Here is a 13,152-nt window from a genome sequence, read left to right as displayed (position 1 = left end):
AGCGCGGGCCGGTCAGCCCTGAGGGCTCAGCGCGGGCCGGTCAGCCCTGAGGGCTCAGCGCGGGCCGGTCAGCCCTGAGGGCTCAGCGCGGGCCGGTCAGCCCTGAGGGCTCAGCGCGGGCCGGTGAGCGAAGCCGCGGTGCTCGGGGGCGGGACCGTCTCAACTAGCCGCAGCCTCGGTGCGGGCCGGTGAGCGGAGCCACGGGACTCCGTGCGGGCCGGTGAGCGGAGCCCCAGGGACTCAGCGCGGGACCGGCCGGGCGGAGCCCAGGGCTTCATGCGGGATCGGCCGAGCCCGGCCGCACGGGCAGCGCCGACCGGTGAGCGGAGCTACGGTGCCCCGTCCGGCGGAGCCGTGACGCTCAGTGAGGGACCGGCTGGGCCGTCGGGACGTGGGTGCGGCGCAGGAAGCGGGCGAGGGTCTTCATCTCGAACTCGACCACGGAGACCCCCTGCGGGGTGTGGAACTCCACCACGGCCTGCACCCGGCCGCAGGGCCACACCCGTATGCCGGCCTGTTCCGCGGGTGCGGTCAGACCGCGTTCCAGCAGGTCACGTTCGATGACCCACTCGCGGGGCACGGTGCCGGGCAGGTTGACGCGCACGTGTCGGGGGTCGGCCTCGGGGTCGTACCGCAGCACCACGGGGACCGCCCCGCGGTTCTCCAGGAGGGGATCCGCATCCGTCACGATGTGGACTCGCGCGTACTGCTCGATCACGGACATCGGTGGGCCCCTTACGCTGCGTCACACGCCGTCAAAGGCATACAAGCCGACTACCCACCCCCGTCCCATCCTGCACCCATTCCGGAATCTGCGCTTCCGAGCGGCGACTAGCACGGATGAGGTAGGGCGGAGGTAAAACAAGTCACTCGCTCTTGCGAAAGGTTCGCAACAGGACACATCATCGAGTCCGTGCACGCACCTGACGGATTCATCGACGCCCCCATATCCGCCGCCGCCGGCCTCCTCGCCGCCGGCGCGATCGCCGTGAGCCTGCGCGGCGCGCGCCGCGAGCTGGACGACACCTCGAGCCCGGGCGCGGCCGGGGCCGGGGCGGAGCGCACCGCTCCGCTGGCCGGGCTGGTGGCGGCGTTCATCTTCGCCGTGCAGATGCTGAACTTCCCGGTGGCCGCCGGCACCAGCGGCCACCTCCTCGGTGGCGCCCTCGCCGCGATCCTCGTGGGCCCGTACACGGGTGTGCTGTGCGTGTCCGTCGTGCTGCTGATGCAGGCCGTGCTGTTCGCCGACGGCGGCCTGACCGCGCTCGGCGTGAACATCACCACGATGGCGATCACCACGACCCTGGTCGCCTACGCCCTGTTCCGCGGTCTGGTGAAGGTGCTGCCGCGCACCCGCCGCTCGGTGACCGCCGCGTCCTTCGTCGCCGCCCTGGTCTCCGTCCCCGCGTCCGCCGTGGTCTTCACGCTGCTGTTCGCGGTCGGCGGCACCACCGACGTGTCCCTCGGCAAGGTCGCCGGCGCCATGGTGGGCGTGCACGTGCTCATCGGTCTCGGCGAGGCCGTGATCACCGCGCTGACCGTCGGCGCGGTCGTCGCCGTCCGCCCGGACCTGGTGCACGGGGCGCGCGGGCTGCGGCAGAAGCTGAAGCTGCGGGTGGACGGCGAGCTGGTCGACGCCCCGGACACCGGCGCGGAGCCCGTCCCGGCCGCGGCGCGGTCTCCGCGCAGGGTGTGGATCGCCGGCCTGGTCACCTCGCTGGTGCTCGCCGGGTTCGTCAGCTTCTACGCCTCGGCCGATCCGGACGGCCTGGAGAAGGTCGCCGCCGACCACGGCATCGACGAGAAGGCCGAGGAGCACGCGACCGCCGACTCCCCGCTCGCCGACTACGGCGTGAAGGACGTCGAGGACGCCCGCCTCTCCGGAGGTCTCGCGGGCGTGATCGGCGTCGGTGTGACGGTCGTGGCGGGCACCGGCGTGTTCTGGGCGGTCCGCCGGCGCCGCACCGAGGAGGAGGCCGAGGCCACCTCCCCCGCCGGCACGAGCGTCTGACGTGGGCGCGGGTCACACCCACCGGCTCTACCGGCACGGGCACTCCGCCGTGCACGCCCTGCCGCCGCACACCAAGATCGCCGCGGTCCTCGCCTTCGTGGTGGTGGTCGTGTCGACGCCGCGCGAGGCGATGTGGGCGTTCGCGGGGTACGCCGTGCTGCTCGCCGCCGTCGCGTACGCGGCGCGTGTCCCGGCGGGCTTCCTGTTGAAGCGGCTGCTGATCGAGGTGCCGTTCGTCGCCTTCGCGGTGCTGCTGCCGTTCGTCGCCGAGGGCGAGCGGGTCGACGTCCTCGGGCTCTCGCTCAGCGTGAACGGCCTGTGGGGTGCCTGGAACGTGCTGGCCAAGGGCACCCTGGGCGTCGCCGCCTCGGTGCTGCTCGCCGCCACCACCGAACTGCGCGAACTGCTGCTCGGTCTGCAGCGGCTGCGGCTGCCGTCGCTGCTGGTGCAGATCGCGTCCTTCATGGTCCGCTACGGCGACGTCATCACCGACGAGATGCGCCGGATGCGGATCGCCCGCGAGTCCCGCGGCTTCGAGGCGCGCGGCGTGCGGCACTGGGGGGTGCTCGCCAAGTCGGCGGGCGCCCTGTTCATCCGCTCCTACGAACGCGGCGAACGCGTCCACCTGGCGATGGTGAGCCGCGGCTACACCGGGTCGATGCCGGTGATCGACGAGGTGGCCGCGTCCCGGGCGCAGTGGTCGTACGCCCTGACCCTCCCGTGCGCCGCCCTCGTCGTATGTCTGTTGGGATGGACCCTGTGAGTACTGCTTCCCTGGAGGTCTCCGGCCTCGCCTTCGCCTACCCCGACGGCCATCAGGCCCTGTTCGGCGTGGACTTCCGCGTCGCACGCGGTGAGCGGGTCGCGCTGCTCGGGCCGAACGGCGCCGGCAAGACCACCCTCGTCCTGCATCTCAACGGCATCCTCACCGGCGGCACCGGCACGGTGCGGGTGGCCGGCCTGGAGGTCGGCAAGCGGCACATGGCGGAGATCCGGCGCCGGGTCGGCATCGTCTTCCAGGACCCGGACGACCAGCTGTTCATGCCGACCGTGCGGGAGGACGTGGCGTTCGGGCCCGCGGCGGCCGGGCTGAAGGGGTCCGAGCTGGAGGCGCGGGTGGACCGGGCGCTGGAGCGGGTCGGCATGGCCGGGTTCAAGGACCGCCCGCCGCACCACCTGTCCTTCGGGCAGCGGCGCCGGGTGGCCGTGGCGACCGTCCTCGCGATGGAGCCGGAGATCCTCGTCCTGGACGAGCCGTCCTCCAACCTCGACCCCGCCTCCCGCCGCGAACTGGCCGACATTCTGCGCTCGTTGGACGTCACCGTCCTGATGGTCACGCACGACCTGCCGTACGCCCTGGAGCTGTGCCCGCGCGCGCTGGTCCTCAGCGACGGGGTGATCGCGGCGGACGGCGTCACCGGCGACCTCCTCGCCGACGACGACCTGATGCGCGCGCACCGCCTGGAGCTGCCGTACGGCTTCGACCCCCGCTCCGTGCCCGCGCCGCCCGGCCGCGGGTGACGAACGCGCCGCAGTCCGGAATCGCCGGCGCACCGGCGTGGTTGCACCCACTGTCGCAGGCGAGTGGAAGGAACGACAGGAACGTGGACGTCGACGTGCACGGCACGGTGGCCGAGGGCTTCGAGCCGGTCCGGGAGGCGTTCGCCCGTAACTTCGAGCGGCTCGGGGAGCGGGGCGCGGCACTCGCCGTGTACCGGGACGGGCACCGGGTCGTGGACCTGTGGGGCGGGACGAAGGACGTCGACGGCACCGCACCTTGGCAGCGGGACACCGCCCAGGTCGTGCGGTCGGCCACCAAGGGCGTCGCCGCCGCCGTGCTGCTGATGCTGCACGAGCGCGGTCTGCTGGACCTGGACGCGCCGGTCGGCCGCCTCTGGCCGGAGTTCAAGGCGCACGGCAAGGAGGGCGTGCTGGTCCGGCACGTCCTCGGCCACCGCGCGGGGCTCCCGGTGCTGGACCGCCCGCTGAGCTTCGCGGAGGCCACCGACCCGCGGCGGGCCGCCGAGGCGCTCGCCGCCCAGGCGCCGGTGTGGGAGCCGGGCACGGACCACGGCTACCACGCGCTGACCTACGGCTGGCTGGTGGACGAACTGGTGCGCCGGGTGACCGGCCGGGGCACCGGCGAGTGGATCGCCGCCGAGATCGCCGCCCCGCTGGGTCTCGGCCTGTGGGTGGGGCTGCCGGACGCCGAGGCGCACCGCGTCGGGCGGGCCGGGAAGGTCGAGGGGCCCGAGCCGTCGGGGGCGCTGCGCGCCCGGCCCAAGCGCTCGGTCACCGCCGCCTACGCCGACCCGGACTCCCTCACCCGCCGCGCCTTCGCCGCGATCGACCCGTCCCCGGACCACAACGACCCGGCGTTCCACGCGGCGGCCCTGCCCGCCGCGAACGGCATCGCGACCGCGGACGGGCTGGCCCGCTTCTACGCGTCACTGATCGGCCCGGTCGACGGCACCCGCCTGCTGGAGACGGCCACCGTGGAGCGCGCCCGCGCCGAGGAGTCGGCGGGCCCCGACCGGGTCCTGGTGGTGGGCACCCGCTTCGGACTCGGCTACATGCTGCACGGCAGCGCCTCCCCCCTCCTGGCCCCGGGTTCCTTCGGCCACCCCGGCCGCGGCGGCTCCCTCGGCTTCGCCGACCCGGAGTCCGGCGTCGCCCTCGGCTACGTCACCAACGGCTTCCGCAGGACGGTGACGGCGGACCCCAGGGCCCAGGCGCTGATCCGCGCCGTACGGGAGTGCCTCGGCTCGTAGGGCCCGCCGGGGTTCCTACACGTGGATCGGGTGCGAGGTGCGGCCGGACGCGTCGTCGATCTCGCCGTGCGCCTTGGTGAGCATCTGCATGGCGAGTTCGTTCAGCGCCCTCGCGCCGGCGATCTCCTCCCCGACCCGTGGCTGATTGGAGTCGGTGTAGTGCCGGGACGCGTGTCCGTGCGCCCGCACCTCGGAGCCGTCGGGCAGCCGGACCAGCGCGACCGCGCGGGTGTGCTGATCGTCCTCCGTGAACTCCATCTCCACGTGCCATCCCACTGTGGTGTGCGTCATGACGGGTCACCTCCGGATTCCTCTCGTTCCAGAGTGCGCCTCGCCCCGTCCCCGTGCACCCGGCCCGCCCCTCGCCGCGCGCCTACGCCGCGTGCAGCATCAGCCCGATGCCCACCACCAGCAGCCCAGCCGCGGCGACGCGCGGCGCGCCGAACCGCTCCTTGAAGAACACCGCGCCGATCGCCGCGCCCACGATGATCGACGACTCGCGCAGCGCCGCGACCGGGGCGAGCGGTGCGCGGGTCTGCGCCCACAGGACCAGGGCGTAGGCGAGGACGGACAGCGCGGCGCCGAGCAGGCCGAGCCGGGCGTGCGGCTGCATCCTCGTGACGGCCTCGCCGCGCAGCCGCACCAGGGCGTACGCGGGGATGACCGTGCCCTGGACCGCCATCAGCCACGCGATGTACCCGGCCGACGAGCCGGAGGCGCGGACGCCGAGACCGTCGACGACGGTGTACACGGCGATGGTGAGCCCGGTCGCCAGGGCCGCGCCGACGGCCGCCCAGTCGGGCCGCCGGCCGCGCAGCCCCCACAGGGCGACCCCGGTCAGGCCCGCGCAGGAGACGACGATCCCGGCGGCGGCCCACGGATCGGGCACCTCGTGCGCGAACACGGCGGCCAGCACGGTGACGACCAGCGGCGCGCTGCCCCGGGCCAGCGGGTAGGCCTGGCCGAAGTCGCCCAGCCGGAACGACGTCATCAGCAGCGCGTAGTACAGGATGTGCACGGCCGCCGAGCCGAGCAGGTACGGCCAGGCCCCGGCCGCCGGGAACGGCACGAACGGGGCGGCGGCCAGCCCGATCAGCAGCCCGCCGCCGGAGATCAGCGCGAACCCGACGAGCTTGTCGGTGATCCGGTGCGCGAGCGCGTTCCAGCCGGCATGGGTGACCGCGGCGAACAGCACCGCCACGACGACCAACGGCGTCACGTGGTGCGCTCGCGTACGTCCGTGAGGGTCGCGCCCGCGTGGGCGATCAGCGTCTTGGGTTCCATCGGGAAGACGGTGTACGGGGTGCCGGCCGCCGCCCACACGGTGGCGTGGCCGAGCAGCGAGCGGTCGGCGAGGACCCGGGTGCTGGTGCGGTGGCCGAAGGGCGGAACGCCGCCGATGGCGTACCCGGTGGTCTCGCGGACGGCATCAGCCTTGGCCCGGGTGACCCGGCCGGCGCCGAGCTCCTCCCGGACCCGCTCGACGTCGACGCGGGAGGCGCCGTCCATGAGCACCAGTACGGGCACCCCGTCGGCGGCGAAGATCAGGGACTTGCAGATCTGGCTGAGCTCGCAGCCGATCGCGGCGGCGGCCTCGGCGGCGGTGCGGGTGGCCTCCGGGAAGCGGCGGACCTGGCCGATCACGTCCGCGAGGCCCAGTTCCCGCAGGGCCTCGGCGAAGCGGGGGTGGGCTCCGGAGCCCTCGGCGTCGGTGGCGGGGGTGGTCATGCGGGGCACGCTAGCGGTCGGTGCACAGGCCACGCGACCGCGTTCCGCGAGCCGGACGAGCGGGCCTGGCGAGGGGCCTGGCGAGCGGGCCCGGCGAGCCGCCGGGCGGCCGGGCGGGCGTAGGGGACGAGGAAGCCGGTGAGGGCGCCCCGTCCCCACGGAGCCCTCACCGGCTGGTCGTGACCGTCCGGGCCGTCAGGCCCGGACGAGTTCCTTGTCCTCGTCGCCGTCCTTGTCCGCCGTGCCGCCGTGCGCGGCGAGGCTCTCGCCCTCGACGTCCACGTTGGGCAGGGCGCGGTCCAGCCACTTCGGCAGCCACCAGGCCTTGTCGCCGAGCAGTGCCAGGACGGCCGGGACGATCGCCATGCGGACCACGAACGCGTCGAAGAGGACGGCGATCGCGAGACCGAAGCCGATCATCTTGACCATGGAGTCGCTGGCCCCGATGAATCCGGAGAACACCGCGATCATGATGACCGCCGCGGCGGTCACCACCCGGGCGCTGTAGCGGAATCCGGTGACCACGGCCTGGGACGGCTTCTCGCCGTGGACGTGGGCCTCGCGGATACGGGTCACGAGGAACACCTCGTAGTCCATGGCCAGTCCGAAGACCACGCCGACCATGAAGATCGGCATCATCGACATGATCGGGCCGGTCTCCTCGACGCCCATCAGGCCGGACAGCCAGCCCCACTGGTAGACCGCGACGACCGCGCCGAGGGCCGCCAGCACCGACAGCAGGAAGCCGAGGGCCGCCTTCAGCGGGACCAGGATCGAGCGGAACACCACGATCAGCAGCAGGAACGCGAGCCCCACCACCAGCACCAGGTACGGCACCAGCGCGTCGTTGAGCTTCTGCGAGACGTCGATGTTCATCGCCGTGGCCCCGGTGACCAGGACGTCGGCGCCGCTGTCGGCCTTGATGTCCGCACCGGCGGCGCGGATGTCGTGCACCAGGTCCTCGGTGGTGACCGAGGAGGGCTTGGCGTCCGGGACGACGGTGATGGTGGCGGTGTCGCCGGCCTTGTTGGGCTGCGCCGGGGCGACGTTCACGACGTTGTCGAGGGCCTTGATCTCGTCGCCGGCCTGCCGGAAGACGGCCTGCGGGTCCTCGCTGCCCTGGGCGTCGACCACGACCGCCAGCGGGCCGTTGAAGCCCGGGCCGAAGCCCTCGGAGAGCAGGTCGTAGGCGCGGCGCTGGGTGGTGGACGTCGGCTGCGAGCCGTCGTCGGGCAGGCCCAGCTCCAAAGAGCCGGCCGGGACCGCGGCGGCGCCGAGGCCGACGATGCCGAGCAGCAGCACGGCCAGCGGACGGCGGACGACGAAGCTCGCCCAGCGGGTGCCCATGTTGGGGCGGTCCGCCTTCTTCTTGGCGCGGCCGCCGCCGAGCAGCTTGCTCTTCTCGCCCGCGGCGGGGATGCGGCGGCCGGCGTAGCCGAGCACGGCCGGGATGAGGGTGAGGGCGATCAGGACGGCGACGGCGACGGTGCCGGCGGCGGCGATGCCCATCTTCGTCAGCATCGGGATGTTGACGACGGAGAGGCCCACCAGGGCGATCACGACGGTCAGGCCGGCGAAGACCACCGCGGAACCGGCGGTGCCCACGGCGCGGCCGGCCGCTTCCTCGCGTTCGCGGCCCTCGGCGAGTTCGGCGCGGTAGCGGGAGACCACGAACAGGGCGTAGTCGATGCCGACCGCGAGACCGATCATCGAGGCCAGGATGGAGGTGGTGGAGCCCAGGTCGAGCGTGCCGGCCAGCGCGGTGATGGTCGCGACGCCGATGCCGACGCCGACGATCGCGGTGAGCAGCGGCAGTCCGGCGGCGAGCAGCGAGCCGAGGGTGATGACGAGGACGACCGCGGCGACCCCGATGCCGATGATCTCGGCGGAACCGGTCTCCGGAACGGCCTGGAGGGCGTCACCGCCGATCTCGACGGTCAGCCCGGCGTCGCGGGCGTCCTCGGCGGCGGCCTTCAGTGCCTCGCGGGTCGGTTCCTCCAGCTCCATGCCGGGGACCTTGTAGGTCACCGAGGCGTAGGCGACGGTGCCGTCCTGGCTGACGCCGTCGGCCTGGTAGGGGTCGCTGATCCGGGCGACCTCGGAACCGCCGGAGAGCTCGTCGACGGTCTCCTGGACCGTCGTCCTGTTCCCGGGGTCGGTCATCTTCTCGCCGTCCGGCGCCTTGAAGACGACGCGTGCGGTCGCCCCGTCGGCGCTGGAGCCGGGGAATCGTTCCTCCAGCAGGTCGAAGGCCTTCTGGGCCTCGGTGCCGGGGATGGAGAAGGAGGAGTTGCCGGCCGCGGGTGCGCCGGCGGCGCCGGCGCCCGCGAGCGCCAGCAGCGCCACCCAGAAGAGGGCGACGACGTGCCGTTTCCGGAAGGAGAACCGGCCGAGTCGGTACAGGAATGTGGCCACGAGGGCGTGCTCCCGGTCAGGTCGTGGATGTCTTGGGGCAGGGGGGATCAGCCCGACGACGTGAGCGGATACGTCAGGAAGTGGCTGACTCCGGTACGACTGGGGGTCAGTCGGCTGGGGCGACTCCGAGGGCGGGGAGCACCACGGCGTCGATGTACGACCGGAGGAAGGCCTGCGTGGGCGGCTGTTCGTCGATCAGCATCCGTGTGGCGAAGGCGCCGACGAGCATGTGCACGATGTAGTCCAGCGCCGGGTTGTCCGGGCGGACCTCGCCCCGTTCGATCGCGCGGTCGACGATGCGGCGGAACTCCTCGACCTCCGGCTCCACCAGCAGTTCGCGGAGCGCCTGGCGCAGGTCGTCGTTCTGGTGCACCGCCATGGCGAGGGCCCGCATGAGGGCCACGTTCTCCGCCATGACGCAGTCGTCCTCGCGGCCGATGATGATGTGCAGGTCACCCCGCAGGGACCCGGTGTCCACCTCGGCGATGCCGCCCGGCTTCTGGCTGCGCATCGCCCGGACCACCAGCTCGGCCTTGCCGCCCCACTGCCGGTAGAGCGTGGCCTTGCTGGACCGGGTGCGGGCGGCCACGGCGTCCATGGTGAGGGCGTCGTAGCCGACCTCACGGAGCAGTTCGAGCACGGCGCCGTACAGCTCTGCCTCGCGCTCGGGGGTGATCCGGCTGCGACGTGACGTCGCGATGTCACTCATGCCGACCACCTTTCCGCTCCGGGTCCCACCGCGTCAAAGAAACGACACGGTTTCGTACAAGACGACGGTACCTCTCCCCTTTAACGAAACGAAACGGTTTCGTTCGTGTTCTGCGTCACGGTTGTTCGCTCCGCATAAGCGATCCGCACGGGTTGCGGCGACGCGCACGAGTTGCTGCGGTCCGTCCCCCGGAAAAGCATGGGGAGGGTGACCTATCTGCGTCTGCCGCACCTCAAGGACGACCTGCTGTGCTTCGTCGCGGAGGACGACCTCTGGCTCGCCCCGCTCGACGGACCGGGCCGCGCCTGGCGGCTCACCGTCGACCGCACCAAGCTGGGCCACCCCCGCTTCTCCCCCGACGGCCGCCACATCGCGTACACCAGCTGGCGCACCCTGGACCCCGAGGTGCACCTGGTGCCGGTGGACGGCGGACCCGGGCGGCGCCTGACGTACTGGGGCAGCTCCGACACCCGGGTGTGCGGCTGGGCCCCGCCCCACGAGGACGGCCACGCCGAGATCCTCGCCGTCACCTCGCACGGCGAGCCCTTCTCCTACTTCACCTGGGCCTACAAGCTGGGCCTGGACGGCAGCCCCGGACGCAAGCTGCCCTGGGGCCCGGTCTCCGACATCCAGGTCGCCGACCTCGCGGGCGAGCGCAGGTCCCTGCTGCTCACCGGCACCCCGCCGCACGAACCGGCGTCCTGGAAGCGCTACCGGGGCGGCGCCACCGGCAGACTCTGGCTGCACGGACACCGGCTGCTCGACGGCCTCGACGGCCATCTGCACTCCCCCATGTTCGTCGGCGGCCGGATCGCCTTCCTCTCCGACCACGAGGGCATCGGCAACCTCTACTCCTGCGCCCACGACGGCACCGACCTGCGCCGCCACACCGACCACGACGCCTTCTACGCCCGGCACGCCGCCACCGACGGCACCCGCGTCGTGTACCAGTGCGCCGGCGACCTGTGGATCGTGGACGACCTCTCCCCCGGCTCCGCCCCGCGCCGGCTCGACGTGCGGCTGAGCGGCCCCGGGGCCGGCCGGCGCCCCTACCAGGTGCCCACCGCGCAGCACCTGGACGGTCTCTCCGTCGACGAGACCGGCCGCGCCAGCGCCGTCGTCGTACGCGGCAGCCTGTACTGGCTCACCCACCGCGACGGGCCCGCCCGCACCCTGACCGACGCCCCGGGCGTACGGGTGCGGCTGCCGGAGATGCTCGGCGCCGGCGGCCAGGTCGCGTACGTCACCGACGCCGAGGGCGAGGACGCCGTGGAGATCGCCTCGCTGCCCCGGGCCACCGGCCACCGCGCCCACCGGCGGCTGGCCGCGGGCAGGCTGGGCCGGGTGCTGGAGATGGTGGCCGACCCCGAGGGGCAGCGCCTCGCCGTCGCCGCGCACGACGGCCGGCTGCTGCTGGTGGACACCGACGAGGCGACGGACGGGACGGCGGGCGAGGTCACCGAGCTGATCCACTCCGGCAACGGGCCCGTGCGCGACCTCGCCTTCTCGCCCGACGGCACCTGGCTGGCCTGGTCCCACCCGGTGATCGGACGCTCCCTGCGGCAGATCAAACTCGCCCGCATCAAGGACCGGCTGGTCATCGACGTCACCAACGGCCGCTTCGAGGACGAGAACCCGGTCTTCACCCGGGACGGCCGCTATCTGGCCTTCCTGTCCTGGCGCGGCTTCGACCCGGTGTACGACGTGCACACCGGTGACCTGTCCTTCCCGCTGGGCTGCCGCCCGTACCTGGTGCCGCTGTCCTCGGCGACGCCCTCGCCGTTCGCGCTGAGCCCCGAGGGCCGTCCCGCGGCGGGCGGTCTCGACCCGCTGGAGCAGGAGGAGAGCGAGGAGGGCGGCACCGTGACCGTGGAGGCGGAGGGCCTGGAGAGCAGGGTCACCCCCTTCCCGGTGGCCGCCTCCAAGTACTCCGGGCTGTACCCGGTCGCGGGCTGCGGCCTGGTGTGGCTGCGCTGGCCGATCTCGGGCGCGCTCGGCGAGACGTTCGCCAACCCCGACGACACCAGCGGGCGGCCCACCCTGGAGCACTTCGACATCCCCAAGGCCAAGAAGTCCGAACTCGTCGGCCACCTCGACTTCTTCGCGGTCAGCGGGGACGGTTCCCGGCTGGTCGTGGTGGATGAGGGCGAGCTGCGCGCGGTGCCCGCCACCGAGCCGGGCGACGGCGACTCCACGGTCTGGATCGATCTGCGCCGCATCAAGCACGAGGCCGAACCGGCCGCCGAGTGGCGCCAGGCGTACGCGGAGGCGGGGCGGCTGATCCGCGCCTACTTCTGGGAGCCGGACATGTGCGGCATCGACTGGGACGGGGTGCTGGAGCAGTACCGCCCGCTGGTCGAACGGGTCGCCTCCCCCGACGAGTTCGCCGACCTGCTGCGTGAGGTGCTCGGCGAACTGGGCACCTCGCACGCCTACGTGACCGCGGCCCGCCGCAACGAGGGACCTCCGCACTACCAGCGCCGCCAGGGCCTGCTCGGCGCCAACCTGGTGCCGCGCGAGGCCGGCTGGACGGTGAAGCGGATCCTGCCCGGCGACTCCTCCGACTCCCGCGCCCGCTCCCCGCTGGCCGGCGCCGGCATCCGTGAGGGCGCGGTGCTCACCCACGTCGACGGGCGTCCCGTGGACCCGGTCACCGGCCCCTACCCGCTGCTCGCGGCGGCGGGCGGCACGACCGTGGAGCTGACCTTCGTGCCCGACGGCGAGGGCCCGCCCCGGCGGGTCGCGGTCGTCCCGCTGATCGACGAGACGCCCCTGCGCTACCAGGACTGGGTCGCCAAACGGCGTGCCGTGGTCCGCGAGTTGAGCGGCGGACGCTGCGGCTACCTGCACATCCCCGACATGGGCGGCTCCGGCTGGGCGCAGTTCAACCGGGACGTGCGCATGGAGATGTCCCGGCCCGCGCTCATCGTCGACGTGCGCGGCAACGCCGGCGGGCACATCAGCGAACTCGTGGTGGAGAAGCTGACCCGCACCATCATCGGCTGGGACCTCACCCGTGACGCCCAGCCCGTGTCGTACGCCTCCAACGCGCCGCGCGGGCCGGTCGTCGCGCTGGCCGACGAGGCGACCAGCTCCGACGGCGACATGATCACCGCCGCGTTCAAGCTGCTGAAGCTGGGGCCCGTGGTGGGGCAGCGCACCTGGGGCGGGGTGGTCGGCATGACCGGCCGGCACCGGCTCGGGGACGGCACGGTGATCACGGTCCCGATGAACGCGGCCTGGTTCGACGCGTACGGCTGGTCCGTGGAGAACCGGGGAGTCGACCCCGACCTGGAGGCGCTGCGCACGCCGCTGGACTGGGCCGAGGGCCGGCACGCGGTCCTGGACGACGCCGTGACGCTCGCTCTGAACCTGCTGGAGGCCGAACCGCCGGCCTCACCGCCGGGCTACGGCGACGTGCCCGACCGTTCGCGCCCGAAGCTGCCGCCGCGGACGTGAGGAAGGGGTGCCCCCTTCGCCAGGGGCACCCCTTCCCACCCGCGCTCAGCGCGTGGGCA

At 73.3% G+C, this 13,152-nt stretch carries 11 protein-coding genes; 5 read left to right on the top strand and 6 right to left on the bottom strand.

Features of this window, described 5'->3' with window-relative positions; genetic code table 11:
* Positions 1 to 361: 361 nt before the first annotated feature.
* Positions 362 to 724, bottom strand: coding sequence for an SsgA family sporulation/cell division regulator (locus ACIF8S_RS14320; protein ID WP_399999395.1), 363 nt, complete (start codon positions 722 to 724; stop codon positions 362 to 364).
* A 189-nt stretch (positions 725 to 913) separates the two neighbouring features.
* On the opposite strand from ACIF8S_RS14320, the gene ACIF8S_RS14315 reads away from it, so the two are divergent.
* The 4 genes from ACIF8S_RS14315 to ACIF8S_RS14300 all read left to right on the top strand — a co-directional run bounded on the left by ACIF8S_RS14315 (position 914) and on the right by ACIF8S_RS14300 (position 4,782).
* A complete protein-coding gene (locus ACIF8S_RS14315) occupies positions 914 to 2,011 on the top strand; it encodes an energy-coupling factor ABC transporter permease (RefSeq protein WP_399999394.1) in 1,098 nt (365 codons plus the stop codon).
* Position 2,012: 1 nt separating this feature from the next.
* Positions 2,013 to 2,774, top strand: coding sequence for a cobalt ECF transporter T component CbiQ (gene cbiQ / locus ACIF8S_RS14310; protein ID WP_145826893.1), 762 nt, complete (start codon positions 2,013 to 2,015; stop codon positions 2,772 to 2,774).
* A complete protein-coding gene (locus ACIF8S_RS14305; protein WP_399999392.1) occupies positions 2,762 to 3,532 on the top strand; it encodes an energy-coupling factor ABC transporter ATP-binding protein in 771 nt (256 codons plus the stop codon). Before cbiQ ends, ACIF8S_RS14305 begins: the two co-directional genes overlap by 13 nt.
* An 83-nt stretch (positions 3,533 to 3,615) precedes the next feature.
* Positions 3,616 to 4,782 carry a serine hydrolase domain-containing protein gene (locus ACIF8S_RS14300; protein ID WP_399999391.1) on the top strand — a complete coding sequence of 389 codons (1,167 nt, stop codon included), beginning with the start codon at positions 3,616 to 3,618 and terminating at the stop codon, positions 4,780 to 4,782.
* Between the two features lie 15 nt (positions 4,783 to 4,797).
* Here the strand turns inward: ACIF8S_RS14300 and ACIF8S_RS14295 are convergent, their stop codons facing one another.
* The 5 genes from ACIF8S_RS14295 to ACIF8S_RS14275 form a co-directional block, all read right to left on the bottom strand.
* Positions 4,798 to 5,073 (bottom strand): DUF1876 domain-containing protein, encoded by a 276-nt coding sequence (locus ACIF8S_RS14295; RefSeq protein WP_349798531.1) that lies wholly within the window; start codon positions 5,071 to 5,073, stop codon positions 4,798 to 4,800.
* Positions 5,074 to 5,155: 82 nt separating this feature from the next.
* Complete coding sequence (locus tag ACIF8S_RS14290) at positions 5,156 to 6,001, bottom strand: EamA family transporter (protein ID WP_399999390.1); 846 nt, start codon at positions 5,999 to 6,001, stop codon at positions 5,156 to 5,158.
* Positions 5,998 to 6,510, bottom strand: a complete 513-nt coding sequence (locus tag ACIF8S_RS14285) for a YbaK/EbsC family protein (protein ID WP_399999388.1) — start codon at positions 6,508 to 6,510, stop codon at positions 5,998 to 6,000. The genes ACIF8S_RS14290 and ACIF8S_RS14285 overlap by 4 nt, the downstream gene beginning before the upstream one ends.
* A 195-nt stretch (positions 6,511 to 6,705) precedes the next feature.
* Complete coding sequence (locus ACIF8S_RS14280; RefSeq protein ID WP_399999387.1) at positions 6,706 to 8,925, bottom strand: MMPL family transporter; 2,220 nt, start codon at positions 8,923 to 8,925, stop codon at positions 6,706 to 6,708.
* Positions 8,926 to 9,031: 106 nt separating this feature from the next.
* Positions 9,032 to 9,634 (bottom strand): TetR/AcrR family transcriptional regulator, encoded by a 603-nt coding sequence (locus ACIF8S_RS14275; RefSeq protein WP_399999385.1) that lies wholly within the window; start codon positions 9,632 to 9,634, stop codon positions 9,032 to 9,034.
* A 207-nt stretch (positions 9,635 to 9,841) separates the two neighbouring features.
* On the opposite strand from ACIF8S_RS14275, the gene ACIF8S_RS14270 reads away from it, so the two are divergent.
* Positions 9,842 to 13,093, top strand: a complete 3,252-nt coding sequence (locus ACIF8S_RS14270) for a S41 family peptidase (RefSeq protein ID WP_399999384.1) — start codon at positions 9,842 to 9,844, stop codon at positions 13,091 to 13,093.
* Positions 13,094 to 13,152: the final 59 nt, after the last annotated feature.

Source organism: Streptomyces sp. NPDC085937 (assembly GCF_044540535.1).
Lineage (GTDB): Bacteria > Actinomycetota > Actinomycetes > Streptomycetales > Streptomycetaceae > Streptomyces.
Note: the sequence above shows the minus strand (reverse complement) of the source record. Positions and strands in the feature narration are given on the sequence as shown.

Excerpts from the sequence above, each read along its gene's own strand:
- ACIF8S_RS14320 (WP_399999395.1), bottom strand. The coding sequence starts at position 724 with ATGTCCGTGATCGAGCAGTACGCGCGAGTCCACATCGTGACGGATGCG.
- ACIF8S_RS14285 (WP_399999388.1), bottom strand. The coding sequence starts at position 6,510 with ATGACCACCCCCGCCACCGACGCCGAGGGCTCCGGAGCCCACCCCCGC.
- ACIF8S_RS14305 (WP_399999392.1), top strand. The coding sequence starts at position 2,762 with ATGGACCCTGTGAGTACTGCTTCCCTGGAGGTCTCCGGCCTCGCCTTC.
- ACIF8S_RS14295 (WP_349798531.1), bottom strand. The coding sequence starts at position 5,073 with ATGACGCACACCACAGTGGGATGGCACGTGGAGATGGAGTTCACGGAG.
- ACIF8S_RS14275 (WP_399999385.1), bottom strand. The coding sequence starts at position 9,634 with ATGAGTGACATCGCGACGTCACGTCGCAGCCGGATCACCCCCGAGCGC.